This window comes from Kitasatospora sp. NPDC087314, assembly GCF_044744365.1.
Lineage (GTDB): Bacteria > Actinomycetota > Actinomycetes > Streptomycetales > Streptomycetaceae > Kitasatospora.
Map to the genome: position 1 here is coordinate 291478 of NZ_JBIUYE010000007.1, position 19471 is coordinate 310948.

11 protein-coding genes are annotated in these 19471 nt (G+C 75.0%); 2 read left to right on the forward strand and 9 right to left on the reverse strand.

Translation table 11 applies throughout. The annotated features are described in order from the left end of the window. Positions 1 to 78: 78 nt before the first annotated feature. The 5 genes from nudC to ACIO5E_RS17775 all read right to left on the reverse strand — a co-directional run bounded on the left by nudC (position 79) and on the right by ACIO5E_RS17775 (position 6998). On the reverse strand, positions 79 to 1020 hold the full coding sequence (nudC, locus tag ACIO5E_RS17755) for an NAD(+) diphosphatase (protein WP_400668441.1): 942 nt from the start codon (positions 1018 to 1020) through the stop codon (positions 79 to 81). 91 nt (positions 1021 to 1111) lie between these two features. After that, complete coding sequence (locus tag ACIO5E_RS17760) at positions 1112 to 2515, reverse strand: dipeptidase (protein ID WP_280676307.1); 1404 nt, start codon at positions 2513 to 2515, stop codon at positions 1112 to 1114. A gap of 145 nt (positions 2516 to 2660) precedes the next feature. Then, positions 2661 to 5525: an FtsX-like permease family protein gene (locus ACIO5E_RS17765; protein ID WP_400668445.1), complete on the reverse strand. Its 2865-nt coding sequence runs from the start codon at positions 5523 to 5525 to the stop codon at positions 2661 to 2663. Then, complete coding sequence (locus ACIO5E_RS17770; RefSeq protein ID WP_280676311.1) at positions 5522 to 6286, reverse strand: ABC transporter ATP-binding protein; 765 nt, start codon at positions 6284 to 6286, stop codon at positions 5522 to 5524. The genes ACIO5E_RS17765 and ACIO5E_RS17770 overlap by 4 nt, the downstream gene beginning before the upstream one ends. A gap of 79 nt (positions 6287 to 6365) precedes the next feature. Continuing rightward, positions 6366 to 6998 (reverse strand): PadR family transcriptional regulator, encoded by a 633-nt coding sequence (locus ACIO5E_RS17775; protein WP_400668448.1) that lies wholly within the window; start codon positions 6996 to 6998, stop codon positions 6366 to 6368. A 78-nt stretch (positions 6999 to 7076) separates the two neighbouring features. Between ACIO5E_RS17775 and ACIO5E_RS17780 the strand changes: the two genes are divergently transcribed. Then, on the forward strand, positions 7077 to 8048 hold the full coding sequence (locus ACIO5E_RS17780) for an endonuclease/exonuclease/phosphatase family protein (protein ID WP_400668451.1): 972 nt from the start codon (positions 7077 to 7079) through the stop codon (positions 8046 to 8048). Positions 8049 to 8064: 16 nt separating this feature from the next. Here ACIO5E_RS17780 and ACIO5E_RS17785 read toward each other — a convergent pair whose 3' ends face one another. From ACIO5E_RS17785 to ACIO5E_RS17800, 4 genes are all read right to left on the reverse strand, one after another. Then, positions 8065 to 9195 carry a PP2C family protein-serine/threonine phosphatase gene (locus tag ACIO5E_RS17785; RefSeq protein WP_280676317.1) on the reverse strand — a complete coding sequence of 377 codons (1131 nt, stop codon included), beginning with the start codon at positions 9193 to 9195 and terminating at the stop codon, positions 8065 to 8067. 253 nt (positions 9196 to 9448) lie between these two features. Then, positions 9449 to 12721 carry a UvrD-helicase domain-containing protein gene (locus ACIO5E_RS17790; protein WP_400668454.1) on the reverse strand — a complete coding sequence of 1091 codons (3273 nt, stop codon included), beginning with the start codon at positions 12719 to 12721 and terminating at the stop codon, positions 9449 to 9451. A gap of 32 nt (positions 12722 to 12753) precedes the next feature. After that, positions 12754 to 16134, reverse strand: a complete 3381-nt coding sequence (locus tag ACIO5E_RS17795; protein WP_400668457.1) for an ATP-dependent helicase — start codon at positions 16132 to 16134, stop codon at positions 12754 to 12756. Positions 16135 to 16155: 21 nt separating this feature from the next. Further along, positions 16156 to 16533 (reverse strand): MGMT family protein, encoded by a 378-nt coding sequence (locus tag ACIO5E_RS17800; protein WP_400668460.1) that lies wholly within the window; start codon positions 16531 to 16533, stop codon positions 16156 to 16158. A 134-nt stretch (positions 16534 to 16667) separates the two neighbouring features. On the opposite strand from ACIO5E_RS17800, the gene ACIO5E_RS17805 reads away from it, so the two are divergent. Next, on the forward strand, positions 16668 to 19421 hold the full coding sequence (locus ACIO5E_RS17805; RefSeq protein ID WP_400668462.1) for a flippase-like domain-containing protein: 2754 nt from the start codon (positions 16668 to 16670) through the stop codon (positions 19419 to 19421). The last annotated feature ends 50 nt before the right edge of the window (positions 19422 to 19471 follow it).

Here is a 19471-nt window from a genome sequence, read left to right on the forward strand (position 1 = left end):
CGTGGTGGATTCGGGAGGGGATGGAAAAGAAAAACGGGGGCGCGCGGCATAATCCGCACGCCCCCATTCGGACAAGGATTACCAGCGCGCCGCCGACGGCAGCGGTCCGCCGTACCAGAGCTCGACCAGGTGGCGCGCGATCGAGATCCCGGACGGCGGCAGGATCTCCCCCGCCTCCATCCCGGCCTTCAGCTCCTCGCGGGAGAACCAGCGCGCCTCGGCCAGCTCCTCGCCGTCCACGGTGATCTCCGTGCCGCCCGGCAGCGCCCGGCCCGTGAAGCCGAGCATCAGGCTCGACGGGAAGGGCCAGGGCTGGCTGGCGACGTAGCGCACCTCGCCGACCTTCACACCGGCCTCCTCCTGCACCTCGCGCACCACCGCCTGCTCGATCGACTCCCCCGGCTCGACGAAGCCGGCCAGGGTGGACCAGCGGCCCTCCGGCCACAGCGCCTGGCGGCCGAGCAGACAGCGGTCCTGCTCGTCGGTGATCACCATGATCACCGCCGGGTCGGTGCGCGGGTAGTGCTCGGCCGCGCAGGAGGTGCAGCGCCGCACGTGCCCGGCGCCGGCCTTCTCGGTCGGGTGTCCGCAGCGCGAGCAGAAGCTGTGCAGCCGGTGCCAGTGCTCCAGCGCGACGGCGTGCACCAGCAGTCCGGCGTCCCGGTCCGACAGCAGCGCGCCGACCTCGCGCAGCCCGGCCGGACGCGCGTCGCCGTCCAGCCGTCCGGGCAGGCTCTCCCCGGCCAGCGCGAAGTACGAGACGCCGTCCTCGTCGGTGCCCAGGAAGTACCGGTCCCCGGTCTGCGGCGCCTCGAAGGAGGGCAGCAGCACGAGTTCGGTGCCCTGCGCGGTGTCGACGACGAACGCCTCGCCGCCGGCGATCGGCAGCACCCGGGTGGCCGGGTGGCTCCAGGCGGCCGCCAGCCAGGGCTCGTCGAACCGGTGCTCGGCCGCCCGGTCCACCCCGGCCCGGGCCAGTGCCAGGTTCAGTGGGCGTTCGGTCTCAGGCACGGTGCTCACTTCGTTCCATCCCCACGTGATGAATCATCCGGATGAGTGATCTGACTGCCATGGTGTGCTCGCGCGGGCTCCCCCGGCGGGCCGGACGGGCTCACGCGCCGGGCCGGAAGTTCTCGGCCAGGTCCCCCCACAGGTACGCGGCGGTCTCCACGCCCTTGGCCAGCAGGTCCAGCTCGACCTTCTCGTTGACCGAGTGCCAGCCGTCCGAGGGCACCGAGATGCCGAGGAACAGCACCGGCGCGCCGAGCACGTCCTGCAGGTCGGCGGCGGGGCCGGAACCGCCCTCGCGGGTGAAGAGGATCTTCTGCCCGAAGGCCCGCCCCATGGCGCGGACGGTGGACTGCAGCGCCGGGTGGTCCAGCGGGGTCAGGCAGGGCCGGGTCGCGCCCGGGAAGGCCAGCTCGTAGCGGACGCCCTCGGGCACCCGCGCGGCCACCCACTCCCGGACGGCCTCGCGCACCTTCTCCACCTCCTGCCCGGCGACCAGCCGGAAGGACAGCTTCAGGTGCGCCGAGGACGGCACGATGGTCTTGCCGCCGGGACCGGTGTAGCCGCCCCAGACGCCGTTGACCTCCGCGGTCGGGCGGGCCCAGACCCGCTCCAGGGTCGAGTACCCGGCCTCGCCCCGGGTGCCGTACGACTTGGCGACCCGCAGCCACTGTGCCTCGTCGAAGGGCAGTTCGGCGAACAGCTCGCGCTCGCGGTCGGTCAACTCGATCACGCCGTCGTAGAAGCCCGGGATGTCCACCCGGCGGTCGGCGTCGTGCAGGGCGGCCGCCAGTTCGGCGGCGACCTCGGCCGGGTTGGGGACGGCGCCGCCGAAGGAGCCGGAGTGGATGTCGGTGTCCGGGCCGTACAGGTCGATCTGGGCGTCGGCCAGGCCCCGCATCCCGGTGCAGACGGTCGGCGTGGTCTCGGACCACATGCCGGTGTCCGAGATGACCACCACGTCGGCGGCCAGCCGCCCGGCCTCGCGCCGGACCAGGTCGGCGAAGTGCGGCGAGCCGGACTCCTCCTCGCCCTCGATCAGGAGCTTGAGGTTGACGGCCGGCGCGGTGCGCCCGGTGGCGGCCAGGTGGGCGCGCACGCCCAGGGTGTGGAAGAACACCTGGCCCTTGTCGTCGGCGGCGCCGCGGGCGAACAGCTGCTTGCCGACCACGGTCGGGGTGAACGGCTCGGTGTCCCAGCCGTCCTCCTTGGCGGCCGGCTGCACGTCGTGGTGCCCGTAGACCAGGACGGTCGGCGCGGACGAGTCCCCGGAGGGCCACTCGGCGAACACCGCCGGCAGACCGTCGGTCTCCCAGACCTCCGCCACCGGGAAGCCGGTGTCGCGCAGCTTGGCGGCCAGCCACTCGGCGGAGCGCCGCACGTCGCCGGCACGGCCGGGGTCGGCGGAGACCGAGGGGATGGCCAGCCACTCGGAGAGGTCGGCGAGGAAGGCGGCCTGGTGCTGGTCGATGAAGGCGCGGACGACGCTGTCCGGAGTTCTCGTCATACGGACGACTTTAGTTCGCCCGTGCGGGTGCCCGCCCGGGCCGTCCGGCTGCCGGGCGCCGTCGGGGCTGTAACCTCCGTCACCCCCGGCCGCGCCCCGGGGGTGACCGGGGCGCGGACGGGGGTGACGGGAGGGCGCGGGGCCCTCAGCCGGAGCGGCGCAGCAGCGAGATCCGCGAGCGGGTGAGCAGCGCGGCCAGGCCCGCCGCGAGCAGCGGCAGCACCACCACGGTGATCGCGAGGGTGGTCCACGGGAAGACCACGACCGACTTGTTGGCGATCACGTCGGCGGGCATCCCCGGTACCGTGGCCGCCGCGCCCTGGACCTTGCGCAGCGCCACCGCCGGCACGATCCCGCAGACCGTGCCGAGCACGGTGCCCATGGCGGCGATCACCCCGCACTGGAAGCCGGACAGCGTGCGCCGGATCCGGGGCTCGGCGCCGACCGCCGCGAGGGTGGTCAGGTCGCGCTGGGAGTCGGCGGCGGCGAGGCCGGTGGCGATGCCGGCCGCGCCGAGGGCGACGATGGCGGCGAAGATCGACAGCCCGAGGCTGATCAGATCGGCCCTGGACTGGTAGCCGCGCTCGATCGAGAGGACGTCCTGGTCGGTGAGCTTGGCCAGCGCCCCGTTGGCCTTCTGCTGGGCGCCGTCGGAGGGGGCGCCGTCGGGCAGCCAGACCGAGCCCGCCGGGGAGGTGGTGAGCCCGAGCCGGGTGGCGGTGTCGGGGCTGATCACGGCGGCGCCGTTGGCCGGCACCGTCGCGGACACGAGGACGGCGTCGACGGCGATCTCGGTGTGGCCGCGCTTGCCGGGGGACGGCGCGTCGCCCTGGTCGAACGGATCGTTCAACTCGACGGCGACCTTGCCGTCCTTGAGGTAGCGCGCGTCGAAGACCACGGCCTTGCCGGCGGCGAGGGCCCGGCCGGCGGCCGGGTCGGTGACGCCGAAGAGGTTGTGCAACAGGGTGGCGTCACCCGCGCTGAGGTCGCCGTAGGGGCTGCCCCGGTGGCCCATGCTCTTGCAGCGCGGGTCGGTGGTGAGGAGGCGCCCGGTCTCGACGGGGCCGAGGTCGTCGTTGTCGACGACGGGGCAGCGCAGCTCCTTGGGCAGCTCGACCCGGATGTAGCCGCAGCTGCCGCCGGCGGAGCAGTCGCCCTTGTAGCTCACGCGCTGGACGTCGGCGCGCGGCCCGAGGGCGGGGATGTTGCGCTCCACCTCGTCGCGCATCTGCGGCAGCAGCTTGCCCTCGGCGGCGGGCAGCCAGCCGCTGCCGATCAGGACGGCGCCGGAGGGGGCCGCGGCGACGTACTCGCGACGGCCCTCCTCGTCGTAGCTGGCCGTGTAGACGCTGACCGCGACGGTGCCGGCGACGGCGGCCATCACCGCGGCGACGGCGGGCGCGGTGCGGCCGCGGTGGCGCACCGAGTCGCGCAGGGCGAGCCGGGGGCCGAGCGAGAGCCAGCGGCCGAGCCGGCCGAACAGCCCGACCAGGTAGGGCGTCAGGGCGACCATGCCGAGTTCGGCGACGGCCGAGCCGCCGAGGACGGCCAGGCTGCGGTTGGCGAAGCCGCTGGTGGCGCCGAGCAGGGCGAGCGCGGCGCCGCCGCCGACCATCAGCAGACCGAGCAGGGCGAGCTTGCGGCTCGGGGGCTTGAGCGAGTCGCGCCCGGTGAGCGCGGCGACGACGTCCTGGCGGGAGGCCTGGACGGCGGGCACCACGGCGGCGAGCAGGCCGGTGACCAGGCCGACCAGGAGCACGCCCAGCAGGTCGAGCGGCTGCAGGTTGAAGTGGCCGAAGCGCTGGCCGGCGTACTCCTCCGCCTGGGTGCGCAGCAGGGCGACCAGTCCGATGCCGAGTCCGAGGCCGACGACGGCGCCGGTGACGCCGAGGACGATGCCGCCGCCGAGGACGACGGCACGGACGTTGGCGCGCTCACCGCCGCCCGCGGCGAGCAGGCCGAGCTGCCGCCGGGAGCGCCGGGCCCCGACGGCGAAGGCGGGGCCCGCGAGGAGGACGATCTCCAGCAGGGCCATGCCGACGACGGTGGCGAGGATGACGACGGAGGTGCGGTCGAGGTAGCCGGTGCTGCTGCCGCCGTGCTTGTCGGCCTCGACGTAGTAGGGCACGTCGGCGCGGGCCGGCGGGTCGAGCAGGACGGCGCGGGAGGCGAGGGTGAAGCCGTAGCCGCCGAGCTCGGTGACCTTGGACCAGTCGAGGGTGGCGCCGGCGGGGAGCTTGACGAGCCAGCGGGTGGGCTCGTCGGTACCGGCGTTGCGGCCGGTACCGGCGCCCGTGAGCTTGGCGACCTTGCTGATCAGGGTGCCGGGCCGGGCGACGATCTCGGTGGCCGTCAGCTCGCCGGGGTACTCGACGACGCCGGTGATGGTGAAGGGGGCGTCCTCCAGGCCGCGCACGGTGGTCTGGTCGCCGATCTTGAGGCCGGAGCGGGAGAGGAACTCCCCGGTGACGGCGGTTTCGCGGTCGGTGGCCGGGGCGCGGCCCTTCACCAGGTTGACCCGGCCCTTCCAGACCGGGTCGGTGAGGTCCAGCTCGGTGGTCCGGGCGCTGAGCAGGCCCTGGGCACTGCCGGCGGCGGTGAAGGGGCCCTGCCGCTCGGGCACGAGGGTGGCGCCGGGCGGGAGCAGTTGCCGCGCCAGTTCGGCGGGTTCGGTGTCGAGGCTGCGCTGCTGGACGGGGGTGTACCGGGGGGCGGCGCCGTCCTTGGCCTCGTACTTGGGGCTGTTGACGGTCATGCCCTTTTCGGGGTCGGGCGCCTGCAGGACGGTGGCGCCGCGTTCGACCATCTCCAGTTCGCCGTCGGCCTGGCCCATGACGCGCACGACGTGTTCGGCGGGTTCGAGGTCGGCGCTGCGGAAGACCACGTCGGCGCCGGTGACCCCGAGGACGGGCAGCGCGACCATGGCGATGACCAGGGCGCTGCGGCCCTTGGCCCGCAAGGCGTCGCGGCGGGCGATGCGCAGGGCGACCCGCCAGGCGCTGAGCTTCACTCGTCCACCTTCACGCTGTTGGTGGCGGCGGTGACGAGCAGGCTGGCGGCGTCCTGGCTGACGCTCTCGTCGACCATGCGGCCGTCGCGCAGGAAGACCACGCGGTCGGCCCAGGCCGCGTGCCGGGCCTCGTGGGTGACCATCATGGCGGCGGCGCCGGCGTCGCAGCGGGCGCGCAGGACGGCGAGGACGGCCTCGCCGGTGGTGGAGTCGAGGGCGCCGGTGGGCTCGTCGGCGAGGACCAGTCGGCGGTCGCCGATCAGGGCGCGGGCGATGGCGACGCGCTGCTGCTGGCCGCCGGACATGTCGTCGGGGAAGCGGTCGGCGAGCTCGGGGATGCCGAGTTCCTCCAGGGCGGCGAGCGCCTCGCGGCGGGCGGCGCGGGCGGAGAGGCCGTCGAGTTCGCGCGGCAGCGAGATGTTCTCGCCGGCGGTGAGGGCCGGTATCAGGTTGTAGTCCTGGAAGACGTAGCCGACGGAGCGGCGGCGGACCTGGGCGAGCCGCTTGCGGGTGAGCCCGCCGAGCGCGACGCCCTCGACGAGGACCTGGCCGTCGGTCGGGGTGTCCAGTCCGCCGGCGAGGGTCAGGAGCGTCGACTTCCCGGAGCCGGACGGGCCCATGACGGCGACGAACTCGCCGGGGTGGACCTTGAGGTCGATGCCGCGCAGGGCTTGGACCTGCGCGGCGCCTTGGCCATGGACTCGGGTGACGTTCTCCAGGTGCAGTACCGGCGTCTGCCGGGCCGGTTGGGTGTGGGACATGGTTCCCCCCTTGTGCTGGTGGTGGGCTCGGCGTCGGGTCCGAGTCGGCGGTTCGGGTGGCCGTCGCGGCCGGGCGCGCTCAGGCGCGCAAGCGGCGGCGGGCGGGCGGGGCGGGCGTGGCGCCGCCGTCGCGGGCGGCCTCGGCGGCGCGGGCCTGTTCGGCCTCCGCGTGCTGGGCGAGGCGGGTCTCGCAGTGGTCGAGCCAGCGGATCTCGGCCTCGGTCTGGAAGATCAGCTGGTCGAGGACGAGCAGCCAGGCGAGGTCGTGGCTCGCCGAGGACGCGACGCCGGGTCTCGGTTCCCCGGCCAGCGCGCGGCCCTTGAGCCGGGTGTAGTCCTGGAGCGCCTTGATGCTGTGCCGGCGCTGGCCCTGGACGACGGTGGAGACGTCCACCCCGGGGACGGTGACCGCCATGGCGAGCTTGATGGCCAGTTCGTCGCGCGGCGGGTTGGTCCGGGGCACCGGGGTGTCGAACCAGGCCCGCAGCTCGGCGCGTCCCGATTCGGTGACGGCGTAGAACTGGTGGCCCTCCTCGTCCTCCCCGGCGGGCTCGACCAGCCCGTCCCGTTCCAGCCGGGACAGCGTGGTGTAGACCTGCCCGACGTTGAGCGGCCAGGTGGCGCCGGTGCGCGCCTCGAACTCGGTGCGCAGCTGGTAGCCGTAGCGCGGGCCCTGGTCGAGCAGGGCGAGCAGACCGTGACGGATGGACATACCGAGTATGTATACCCGGTATGCCCTACGGCCTCAAGCTGCGCCCCCTCCCCCGGCGACCGGGTACCGTCGTGCGGTGTGAGCCAGTTGCGCATCGCCACCTTCAACCTGCTGCACGGTCAGCCGCTCGCCCCGGACGGCGCCCCGCGGCCCTACCCGGCCGACGCCGGTGGGCCGCTGGCGGAGGCGGTGACCGCGCTGGACGCCGATGTCCTGGCCCTGCAGGAGGTGGACCGCCACCAGTCCCGCTCCGGCGGCACCGACCAGGCCGCGGTAGCGGCCAAGGCGATGGGGGCCGCCGACTGGCGCTTCGCCGCCGCCCTGCACGGGCGCCCGGCACCGGTCGCGGGCTGGGTGCCGGAGCCGTCCGCGCCCGGCGGCCTGCGGGTGTACGGGCCGGGCGACGTGGGCGACGGCGCCGTCCCCTCGTACGGCACGGCGCTGCTGACCCGGCTGCCGGTGCGGCACTGGCGGGCCCGCCGGTTCGCCCCGGCGCCGTTCGGACTGCCGCTGCGGGTGGCCGGCCGGCGCGGGCTCACCCCGGTGCCGGACGAGCCGCGGGCGGCGCTGGCGGCCGTACTGGAGGGCGAGCACGGCCCGTTCACCGTGGTGGCGGCGCACCTGTCCTTCGTCCCCGGCTGGAACATGGCGCAGCTGGCCGGCATCCGGCGGTGGATCGCGGACCTGCCGCAGCCGTACCTGGTGCTGGGCGACTTCAACCTGATCGGCGCGGTGCCCCGCACCGTCCTCGGCGGGGCGACCGCGCTGGAGCGCACCGCACCCCGGGCGCGGGTGCGGGAGCTGCGGGCGGCCCGGCGGGCCCGGCCGGCGCTGGCCGAGCCGCGCCGGCGCCGGGTGCGCGAGCCCCGCGCCCGCCTGCAGGGCTGGCACGACCTGGCCCGCACCCCGACGTACCCCTCGCACCGCCCGGCGGTGCAGTTCGACCACGTGCTGGCGATCGGCGTGCCGCGCGCCGCGGTCGGCCCGGCGGCGGCGCCGCGCGCGGCGGTGTCGGACCACCGGCCGCTGCTGGTGGAGGTCGGCCTCTGAAGCCGGCGGGCTCCGGTTAGCTCTGGGTGGTGTGGGTCAGGACGCCGTTCTGGTGCGGGAGTTGGGCCCCGATGGCCGGGGGTGGCTCGTACTGGAGGAGCAGCATGGCCGCGTCGTCGCCGAGTTGGCGGCCGACGTGGCGCACCACGTCCTCGTGCAGGCGCTGCAGGACGTCCGCCGGGCGGCCGTCGGCGCAGCGCGGCAGGCGTTCGGCGAGCGGGTAGAAGGTGCCGGAGCGGTCACGGGCCTCGATCACCCCGTCGGTGAACAGCAGGACCCGGTCGCCGGGCCGCAGCGGCACCCGGTGCACCGGCGGCCGGACGTCGGCCGGGTCGAGGACGCCCAGCGGCGGTACGGTCTCGGCGAGTTCGAGCGGCCGGACGTCCTCGCCGCGCAGCAGCAGCGGGGCGGGGTGGCCGCAGTTGACCAGTTCGGCGGTGCCGTCCGCTCCGACGCCGATCAGCACCAGGGTGACGAACTCCTCCTCCACTCCCGGGTGGTCGTTCTCGTGCAGGGCCCGGTCGAGGCTGACGGCCAGCCAGCCGGCGACCCGGTCCAGCGCGGGCTCCTGGTGCGCGGCCTCGCGGAAGGCCCCGAGGACGGCGGCGGCCGTCTCGACCGCGCCGAGGCCCTTGCCGCGGACGTCGCCGACCACGGCCCGGACGCCGTGCCGGGTGTTGACCACCTCGTACAGGTCGCCGCCGATCCTGGCGTGCGCGGCGGCGGCCTCGTAGTGGACGGCCGCCCGGACGGTGCCGACCCGCTCGGGGACGGGCCGCAGCAGCACCCGGCGGGCGATCGAGGCGACGAGTTGGGCGTCGGCCAGCGCCCGCTCCTGGCGCAGCCGAAGGGTGGCGCTGACCCAGCCGATCGCGGCGACCAGCAGGATCGCGAAGACGCTGGCGGTGTGCACGGACTGGTCGAGCGTGTCGCTGCGCAAGGCCATCAGGAAGGCCACCGCCTCGGTGAACAGGCCGATGGCGAGCGGGTACCAGGTGCGGTGGCTGACCACGGCGGCCAGCGCGGGGACGGCGGTGAGGGCCGGTTCGACCGTCACCTCGGTGTTGCTGACGTAGTCGAGGGCGACGATCAGCGCCATGCCGATGAAGGGCAGCGCGAGCGCCGTCCTCGGCCAGGTGCCGGTCACGCCCGGAGCAGGTCCCGGGGTCGGCCCGGTGAACCGCTCTCTGATCCATCCGGTCGCGCTCAACGTCGTTACTCCAGCAGAAGACGCCGGTGCCCGGGGGCACCTGCGGTGATGACTGAGGGTCAGGGAATGCGGGCCTCGCTGGCGGCCGGAGCACGGGGGTTGACCGGTTACCGACCCCACAATAGGCGCGAAACGTGCATGACGCACAGGTTTCGGGCGTTGCCGTGATGACTTGAATGCTCTGCGTGACTCATTCTTCACTGTTCCCGATCAGGAGCCGTTCCAACTCTTTTCGGTCGGGAAGTCCTGTCGGACGGACGATCCGCCCGCTGCGGACGTACAGGAAGGACGCCGTGACCTGCTCCGGCGGAACGCCCGCCTGCTCGGCCCAGGCGATCCGGTAGACCGCGAGCTGCAGCGGGTCGGCGGTCTCCTCACGGTGGGTCTTCCAGTCCACCACTTCGTAGCGTGACGCGCCACCGGCCACTGACGACACGTCACCGTCCCGGTAGACCGCGTCGATCCGGCCGCGCACCACCCGCCCCCCGAGCACCAGGTGGAACGGCGCCTCCACCCGGTGGGGCCGGCGCTGGGCGTACGGGGTACGCAGGAACGCCTCCTTGAGCCGCTCCAGGTCCTGCTCGTCCTCGATGCCGTCGTCGTCGGCGCCGGGCAGCGCGCCGGGCTCGATCAGCAGCAGCGGTTCGATCCGGGACTGCACCCAGGCGTGGAAGCGGGTGCCGCGCCGGGCGGCCGGCTGCGGCGGACGCGGCATCGGCCGGGCCAGGTCGTGCGCGAAGCCGTCCGGGTCGGCGGCCAGCCGCAACAGTTGGGTGGCGGACAGCGCGGCGGGCAGCGGCACCTCGCGGGCGGTGCGCCGGGAACGCTCCAACTCGCCCAGCAGCGCGGCGAGATCGCGGTCCCAGGAGGCCACCTGGCGCTGGTCCTCGGCGGCCATCGGCTCGGGTTCGGGGGCGGGCGCGCCGGCCAGTCGGGCGTGCACCACCTCGGCGACCCGGCGGCGGGCGTGCTGGGCGGCCGGGTCCAGCGGAAGCGGCCAGGGACGCTCGACGGGGGCGGCCAGCGCCGGGTTCTCGACGCCCTTCTCCGGCTGCTCGGACCAGTGCTCGACCTCCCCGGCGCCGGGGAGGTCGCAGTGCTCGCGCAGCTGCTCCAGGAAGGCGGACGGGCCGCGGACGGTCTTCTGGCTCGGCCCCCACCAGTGCCCGGAGGCCAGCAGCAGCGTGCGCGGGCGGGTGAACGCGACGTAGCCCAGGCGCAGCTCCTCGGTGCGGGAGTGCTCGGCCAGCTGCTGCTTGAACGCGGTCATGGACTTGCCGTTCCACCCGCCGCGCACGTCCGGCAGGGTGGCCGCGTCGCCGCGCAGGGCGTGCGGGAGCACCCTCTTGGTACTGGTCCAGCGCTCGCGCGCGGTGCCGGACGGGAAGGCGCCCTTGACCAGGCCGGGGACGGCGACGACGTCCCACTCCAGGCCCTTGGACTTGTGCGCGGTGAGCACCTTCACGGTGTCCTCGCCGCCGGGCAGGCTGCTGTCCAGGCCGCGCTCGTACTCCTGGGCCGCGCGCAGGAAGCCGAGGAAGGCGGCCAGGCCCGGGTCGCCGTCGAGGTCGGCGAAGGAGGCGGCGACGTCCAGGAAGGCGTGCAGGGTCTCGCGCCGCCGCGCGGCCAGCGCCTGCGGGGAGGCGGCGAGTTCGACCTCCAGGCCGGTGACGGCCAGCACCCGGTGCAGCACGTCCATCAGCGGGTCGGCGAGCGAGCGGCGCAGGTCGCGCAGCTCCTGGGCGAGGCGGGCGAGGCGGACCCTGGCCTCGGCGGAGAACGGCAGCTCGTCGGGCTGCTCCGCGTCGAGGAAGGTCTCCACCGCGTCGGCGAGCGAGACCACCTCGGTGGGGTCGGCCTCGGCGACGGCCGCCGTCAGCGCCTCGACGCCCTCGGGCCGGGCGGTGCGCACCAGGTCGGCGGCCCGGCGCCCGAGCAGGGCGAGGTCGCGCGGGCCGATCCGCCAGCGCGGGCCGATCAGCAGGCGCACCAGCGCGGCGTTGGCGGTCGGGTCCTGGAGCACCTCGCAGACCGCCACCAGGTCGGCCACCTCGGGCAGTTGCAGCAGCCCGCCCAGGCCCACCACCTCGACCGGCACCTCGCGGGCGACCAGGGCCGCGTGGATGTCCGGGAAGGCCGCGCCGCCGCGGCACAGCACGGCGATCCGGCCGGGCGCGGTGCCGGTGCGCACCAGGTGGGCGATCGAGTCGGCGAGCCAGTCGACCTCCTCGGCGTGGGTGGGCAGCAGCGCCGCCCGCACGAAGCCGTCCCGCTCCGCGCCGGGGGCCGGGCGCAGCGCCTCGACGCCCTCGTGCATGGCCCGCAGCGGCGCGGCGAGTTCGTTGGCGAAGGCGAGCAGCCGCCCGCCGCTGCGGCGGTTCTCGCTGAGCGCGTAGCGGGCGGCGGGGCTGCCGTCGGACTTCGGGAAGTGCCGGGGGAACTCGTCGAGGTTGGCGACGGAGGCGCCGCGCCAGCCGTAGATCGCCTGGCAGGGGTCGCCGACGGCGGTGACGGGGTGGCCGGTGGCGCGGCGGCCGGAGCCGGCGCCGTCGGGGCCGGCGGTGTCGGGGCCGGCGCCGAACAGGCCGGCGGTGTCGGGGCCGGCGCCGAACAGGCCGGCGAGCATCAGCCGCTGGGCGACCGAGGTGTCCTGGTACTCGTCGAGCAGCACGACCCGGAACTGGCCGCGAAGCAGGTCGCCGACCTCGGGCCGCTGCTGGGCGAGCCGGGCGGCGGCGGCTATCTGGTCGCCGAAGTCCATCAGCCCGGCGGCCTGCTTGCGGCGCCGGTAGTCCTCGACCAGGCGCAGCAGCTCCAGCCGGGCCCGGGCGGTGACGGGCACGGCCCGCAGGTCGTCGTTGGTGAGCTTGACGGTGGCGAGGGTGTCCAGCAGGTCCTCGTCGTGGGCGCGCAGGACGTGCGGTTCGACCAGGTGCTCGGCGAGTTCGCCGTCCAGCGCGATCAGGTCGGCGACCAGGTTGGCGAAGGTGCCGGTGAGCGCGGGGAACGGGCCGCGGGCGGTGCGCAGCACCTTGGCGGCGAGCTGGAAGCGGGTGGCGTCGGCGAGCAGCCGCACGTCGGGTTCGACACCGATCCGCAGGCCGTGCTCCTTGAGCAGCCGGCCGGCGAAGGCGTGGTAGGTGGAGATCTCCGGTTCGCCGAGCGGCTCCGCGTCTCCCTCCTCGGCGACGCCGGCCCTCAGCAGGGCGGCGCGCACCCGCTCGGCGAGCTCGCCGGCTGCCTTGTTGGTGAAGGTGAGGCCGAGCACCTCCTCGGGCCGTACGGCGCCGGAGCCGACCAGCCAGACGACGCGGGCGGCCATCACCGTGGTCTTGCCGGAGCCGGCGCCGGCCACGATCACGGCCGGTTCCAGGGGGGCGCCGATGGCCGCCATCTGCTCCCGGTTGAACGGGATGCCCAGCAGCTCCTTGAGCTGGTCGGGATGGCTGAGCACGGCGGTCACCCCGCAACGTTAACCGGAGCGGCGGACAACCTTCACTCGACGAGTTGCGCCCCGTCCCGCTGGGCGGAGCAGCTGCGGCGGAAGGCGCAGCGGTCGCAGCCGCTGCCGGTCTGCGGGACGAAGCGCTCGGCGAGGACCTTGCCGGCCGCGTCGGCGAGCAGGTTCTCGATCCACGGCTCGCCCTCCGGCGGGTCCTGCCGCTGCACCTTGGGGGCGTCCTGGGCGGCCTTGGCGGCGGGCTCGCGCAGGTGGACGAGTTCGGCGCCGCCGGTGGCCGGGGGGCGGTCGGCGAAGCCGGGCAGCTCGTTGAGCGCCCCGGCGCGGACGGCGAGCTGGTAGACGGCGAGCTGCTTGTGCTCGGGCAGCGACTTGTCGGTGGGGATCTGCTTGCCGGTCTTGAAGTCGACCACGTAGGCGCGCCCGGCGGTGTCCTTCTCGACCCGGTCCATCGAGCCGCGGATGCGCACCGAGACGCCGCCGACGTCGAGGGTGACGTCGAAGCCGTGCTCGGTGGCGACCAGGTCGCGGCCGCGCTCCAGCACGTGCCAGTTGAGGAAGCGCTCCAGGGCGGCGCGGGCCTCGGTCTTCTCCTGCTGGGACTTCCAGGGCGCGTCGAAGGCCAGCGCGTCCCAGACGGTGTCCAGGCGTTCCATCAGGACGGCGAGGTCGGCGGGGGTGCGCCCGGAGCCGACCTCGTCGGCGAGCGCGTGCACGACGTTGCCGAAGCCCTGGGCGGCGGAGCCGGCGACGCGGGCCTTGACCTCCTTGTCCAGGAACCACTGCAGCGAGCAGCTCTCCAGCTGCTCCAGGCCGCTGCCGGACAGCCGTACCGGCAGGTCGGCGCTGCGCAGCGGCTCGGGGGCGGCGGTGGGGTCGTCCAGGCCCCACCAGCGCTCGGGGCGGGCGGCGGGCACCAGCGGCAGGCCCTCGTCGTCGGTGGCGGCGGCGAGGACGGCGAGCCGTTCGGCGGCGGCCCGGCGCAGTTCGGGCGAGCGGGCCGGGTCGACGGTGACGGCCCGCAGCTCGGCGATCAGCGCGGGGACGGACAGCGGGCGGCGCGGGCGGTGGGTGACGTCCTCGACGGTGACCGGCGGGGTGCGGCGCACGACCCGGCCGGTGCGCGGGTCGACGTCCTCGCGGTAGAGCTCGCGCAGGAAGCGGGAGGGTTCGTCGCCGTCGTCGGCGGGGGCCTTGACGGCGGTGACGATCAGCCGCTCCCTGGCGCGGGTCGCGGCGACGTAGAAGAGCCGGCGCTCCTCGCCGAGCAGGGCGCCCGGGGAGAGCGGTTCGGCGAGGCCGTCGCGGCCGATCCGGTCGGCCTCCAGCAGGGAGCCGCGACGGCGCAGGTCGGGCCAGAGGCCGTCCTGGACGCCGGCGACGACGACCAGGCGCCACTCCAGGCCCTTGGCGCGGTGGGCGGTCATCAGCCGGACGGCCTCGGGGCGCACGGCCCGCACGGTGAGGGTGTCGGCGGCGATGTCCTGGGCGTCGAGCTCGGCGAGCAGGTCGAGGGCGCCGCGGTGGCCGGTGACCTGCTCCTCGGCGCGGGCGGCGGTCTCGAACAGCGCGCACAGCGCGTCGAGGTCGCGGTCGGCGTTGCGGCCGGCGGCGCCGCCGCGCAGGGCGGCCCGCTCCAGGCGCTCGCGCCAGCGGCGGCTGCCGTCCCACAGCTCCCAGAGCGCCTCCTCGGCGGTGCAGCCGCCGGACAGCCGCTCGCGGACCTTGCGCAGCAGGGTGCCGAGGTCGCGGGCCCGGCGGGCGTGGGCGGGGTCGAGGGCGACCAGCCGCTCGGGCTCGGCGAGGGCCTCGCGCAGGAGGTCGCCGGCCGGGCGCGGGGCGGCGGGGTTGCCGTCGGCGCGCAGGGCGGCGCGCTCCTCCTCGCGCAGGGCGCGGCCGAGGCGGCGCAGGTCGGAGCCGTCGAGGCCGCCGAGCGGGCCGGTGAGCAGGGCGTGGGCCAGCTCGGTGGTGAGCGGGTCGGGCGTGTCCGGGTCGCCGTGCCGGTCGCGGGCGGCCTGCTCGGCGCAGACCCGCAGGGCGAGCAGCAGCTGGGCGACGGCCGGCTCCTCGCGCAGCGGCAGGTCGTCGCCGTCGATCTCCAGCGGGACGCCCGCCGCGCTGAGCGCCCGCCGGACGCCGGGGATGGAACGGGCGCCGGCCCGGACGAGGACGGCCATCTCGCCCCAGGGCACGCCGTCCTCCAGGTGGGCGCGGCGCAGCAGGTCGGCGATCGAGTCGAGTTCGGCGCCGGGGGTGGGGTAGGTGTAGACCTCGACCCGGCCGCCCTCGCGGGAGGGCAGCAGCGCGCGGTGCTGGGCGAGCTTGTCGGCGGGCAGCCGGCCCATCGGCATCCGCCGGGCGATCTCCCGGGAGGCGGCGAGCAGGACGGCGCCGGAGCGGCGGGAGACGCGCAGCACCTTGACGTCGGCGGGGCCGCCGTCGGCCCGGCGGAAGGTCTGCGGGAAGTCGAGGATGCCGTTGATGTCGGCGCCGCGGAAGGCGTAGATCGACTGGTCGGGGTCGCCGACCGCGACGAGTGCCCGTCCGCCCCCGGCCAGCTGGCGCAGCAGCCGGACCTGGGAGGGGTCGGTGTCCTGGTACTCGTCGACGAACACCACCTCGTAGCGCCGCCGCAGTTCCTCGCCGACCTCGGGGCGTTCGGCGAGCAGCACGGCCCGGTGGACGAGTTCGGCGTAGTCGAGGACGCCGCGCAGGTCGAGCACGTCGAGGTAGTCGGCCAGGAAGTGCGCGGCGGCGGCCCAGTCGGGGCGCTGGACGCCCTGGGCGAAGCGCTCCAGTTCGGCCTCGCCGAGGCCCAGCTCGCGGCTGCGGGCGAGGACGGCGCGGACCTCGTCGGCGAAGCCGCGGGTGGTCAGGCAGGCCCGCAGGTCGAGCGGCCAGTGGATCCGGGAACTGCCGAGCCGGGCGTCCTCGGCGCCGCCGGCCAGCAGTTCGCGGACCATGACGTCCTGCTCGGGGCCGGAGAGCAGCCGCAGCGGCTCGGCGTAGTCCTGCGGGTCCTGGTGGGCGCGCAGCAGGGCGTAGCAGAAGGAGTGGAAGGTGGTGGCCTGCGGGGCCGCGGCCGAGGCGCCGAGCCGGCCGGACATCCGGTCGCGCAGCTCCATCGCGGCCTTGCGGCTGAAGGTGAGGACGAGGATGCGCTCGGGGTCGGTGCCGTCCTCGATCCGCCGGGCGACCGCCTCGACCAGCGTGGTGGTCTTGCCCGTCCCGGGGCCGGCGAGCACCAGCAGCGGGCCGCCGTCGTGCTCGACCACGGCGCGCTGGTACTCGTCCAGCACCGGCGGGGCGGGCTGGACGAGCGGGCTGCGCACGAGCCGGTACGGAGAACTCACTGAACGGATCCTGGGGTTGTGCTGGAGGCGTGGTCGAGCGGGCCCGCCGGGGCCCGCCCGCATCGAGCCTACGATCCCGCCCCGTCAATCCCGCCCGTGCGGCGGATTCCCCGGGAGTTCCCGGCCGTCCCAGCGGGCCCGCCGCAGGTCGACCCGGGGCGGGTCGGCGAGCTCGCGCAGCGGGGTGCCCTCCTCGCCGTAGTGGGCGAGGGCGCGGTGCTCGTGCCCGGGCAGGAAGCGGCCGTCGGCGCGGATCACCCGCCACCAGGGGACCGAGCCGCCGTACAGGGCCATCACCCGGCCGACCTGCCGGGGGCCGCCCTGGCCGAGGTACTCGGCAACGTCCCCGTAGGTCATCACCCTGCCGGGTGGAATCCGCTCGGTCAGGTCGAGCACCAGTTCGGCGAAGGGTGGCAGGGCGTCCGGGAGGCCGTCGTCTGTTACGTCCGTCACCTGCGGCATTCTTCCTCACGGGCCCACACCCGAGGCCCCGTACGAACGATCCGCCGCGCCCGATCCGCCCCCTGTCCAGCACGGGGCGCCAGGGCATGCCACCATCTTCGGGGCGGTGAGTGGTGATACGAGGACAAGACCAGATGACCGGGACGGCTGACGTGGGCGTGGACAAGGACTCCGACGAGTCCGCCGCCGCCGTACCCTCGGCTCCCGGTGGAGGGCCCGCAGCCGGGCCGACCCCGGAAGTCTCCCTGATCAAGGACCTGACGATCAAGACCCCCGCGCCCACCGAGGCCCCCGAGGAACCCGCCGCACCCACCGGAGCCGCCGCGGCCCCCGGGGAACCGACCGTCCCCGCACCCGCCGCCGAGCCGCCGGCCCGGCGCCCGCTGCCGGACTACCACGACCCGCTGGACGACACCCCGCACCTGGACGTCGACGAGCCGCTGCTCGCCGCCCGGGCGCACCGCCCGTCCGACCTGATCCGCTTCCTGGCCGGCGTCTGCGGCATAGTCGCCGTCTTCGTGCTGGCGGGCATCGCCACCTCGACCACCACCGGCATCGAACAGGACATCGCCACCAACGCGCCGCACTTCTCCGCGGTGCTCTCCACGATCACCGGCCTGCTCTCCAGCGTCGCGGTGCTCGCCGTACCGCTGGCCTTCGCGGTCGAGCGGCTGATCAAACGCGACGGCCTGCGGGTCGCCGACGGCGTACTCGCCTCGGTGCTCGCCTACGGCGTCTCGCTGGGCATCGACTGGTGGGTGGCCGAGGGCGCCTCCGACCACATCCGGGACGCGCTGACCCGGCTGCCGATGGACAGCAACGGCACCCTCACCGACCCGGTGCACGGCTACCTCGCCCCGGTGATCGCCTACATGACCGCGGTCGGCATGTCGAGCAGACCGCGCTGGCGGGTCGCCCTGTGGGTGGTGGTGGTCTTCAGCGGGATCACCGAACTGCTCGGCGGCTACACCACCCCGCTGTCGCTGCTGCTCACCGTCCTGATCGGCTGGTCCGTCGCCTACGGCACGCTGTACGCGATCGGCTCCCCGAACATCCGGCCCACCGGCCAGCACCTGATGATCGGCCTGCGCAAGGTCGGCTTCACCCCGCAGAGCGCCCACCGCGCCCCGGACGCGCCCGGCGGCACCCGCCGCTACTACGTGACCCAGCAGAGCGGCCCGCCGCTGGACGTCCACATCATCGACCGCGAGCAGCAGGCCTCCGGGTTCTTCTACCGGGCCTGGAGGCGGCTGCGGCTGCGCTCGGTCGCGGTGCGCCGCAGCCCGCAGTCGCTGCGCCAGGCGCTGGAGCAGGAGGCCCTGATCGCGTACGCGGCGGCCGCCTCGGGCGCCCGCGCGCCGCAGCTGGTCGCCACCTCCGAACTGGGCCCGGACGCCGCGATCCTGGTCTACGGCAAGGTCGAGGGCCGCATCCTGGACGAGCTCTCCGACGACGAGGTCACCGACCTGGTGATGGCCTCGCTGTGGGAGTCGGTGGCCGCGCTGCACGAGCGCCGGATCGCCCACCGGCGGCTGACCGGCGAGTCGCTGCTGGTGGTGGACGAGAAGACGGCCTGTCTGGTCAACCTCTCCGGCGGCGACATCGCCGCCACCGACCTGACCCTGCGCATCGACGTCGCCCAGCTGCTCACCACCTTCGCGCTGCGGATCGGCCCGGAGCGCGCCGTCGCCACCGCCAACGCGGTGCTCGGCGCCGACCGCGTGGCGCAGGCGCTGCCACTGCTCCAGCCGGTCGGGATGAGCCGCTCCACCAGGATCGACCTCACCCGGCTCGGCAAGGAGCGCAAGGCCGCCGCCAAGGCCCGGGCGCTGGAGCAGGTCGCGGCCGGCGAGCGCACCCAGCAGCAGGCCGAGGAGGACATCGCGGCGGCCGGCGAGGACCTGCTGAGCCGCATCCGCGGCCAGATCCTGCAGATCGCCCCCGAGGCTCCGATGGAGCCGGCCAAGCTGGAGCGGCTGAAGCCGAAGAGCCTGATCATGGTGATCGCGCTCACCTTCGCCGCCTACCTGGCCCTGACCACCATCAAGCCGGCCCAGCTCAAGCTCTCCCAGATGGACTGGGTCTGGGCCGCGGTGGCCCTGGCGGCGGCCGCCTTCAGCTACGTCGCCGCCGCGATGAGCCTGACCGGCTTCGTCCCGGAGAAGCTGCCGTTCCGGCGCACCGTCGCGGCCCAGCTGGCCGGCTCGTTCGTCAAGCTGGTCGCGCCCGCCGCGATCGGCGGCATCGCGCTCAACACCCGCTACCTGCAGAAGGCCGGCATCCGCTCGGGCCAGGCGGTGGCCTCGGTCGGCGCCTCCCAGCTGGCCGGCCTGGCCGGGCACCTGCTGCTGCTGTTCAGCTTCGGCCTGATCACCGGCAGCCAGACCAACGGCGACCTCTCCGCCTCCCGCGCGGTGATCATCGGCGTGCTGACCGCCGCCGTGCTCGCCCTGGTGGTGGCGGCGGTCGCGCCACTGCGCCGGTTCGTCCTGGGCCGGCTGCGCTCGCTGTTCTTCGGCGTCGTCCCGCGGATGCTCGACCTGATGCAGACGCCCAGCAAGCTGGTCACCGGCTTCGGCGGCATCCTGCTGCTGACCCTGTCCTTCACCGCCTGCCTGGACGCCTCGGTGCAGGCCTTCGGCGGCAACGTCAGCTTCTCGGCGGTCGCGGTGGTCTTCCTGACCGCCAACGCGGCCGGTTCGGCGATCCCCACCCCGGGCGGCATCGGCCCGGTCGAGGTCGCCCTGATCGGCGCCCTGACGGTCGCGGACGTGTCGCCGGCGGTCGCCACCCCGGCGGTCTTCCTCTACCGGGCGCTCACCTTCTGGCTGCCGGTGCTGCCGGGCTGGATCTCCTACAACATGCTGCAGCGCCGCGGCGCGCTCTGAGCCCGGATACGCGGAAGGGCCCGCCGAGGCGGGCCCTTCGCAGTGGTGCG

What these genes read in the sequence shown, in the direction of transcription:
- ACIO5E_RS17760 (WP_280676307.1), bottom strand. Translation starts at nt 2,515, where the DNA reads ATGACGAGAACTCCGGACAGCGTCGTCCGCGCCTTCATCGACCAGCAC.
- ACIO5E_RS17805 (WP_400668462.1), top strand. Translation starts at nt 16,668, where the DNA reads ATGACCGGGACGGCTGACGTGGGCGTGGACAAGGACTCCGACGAGTCC.
- ACIO5E_RS17800 (WP_400668460.1), bottom strand. Translation starts at nt 16,533, where the DNA reads ATGCCGCAGGTGACGGACGTAACAGACGACGGCCTCCCGGACGCCCTG.
- ACIO5E_RS17770 (WP_280676311.1), bottom strand. Translation starts at nt 6,286, where the DNA reads ATGTCCCACACCCAACCGGCCCGGCAGACGCCGGTACTGCACCTGGAG.
- ACIO5E_RS17775 (WP_400668448.1), bottom strand. Translation starts at nt 6,998, where the DNA reads ATGTCCATCCGTCACGGTCTGCTCGCCCTGCTCGACCAGGGCCCGCGC.
- ACIO5E_RS17795 (WP_400668457.1), bottom strand. Translation starts at nt 16,134, where the DNA reads ATGCGGGCGGGCCCCGGCGGGCCCGCTCGACCACGCCTCCAGCACAAC.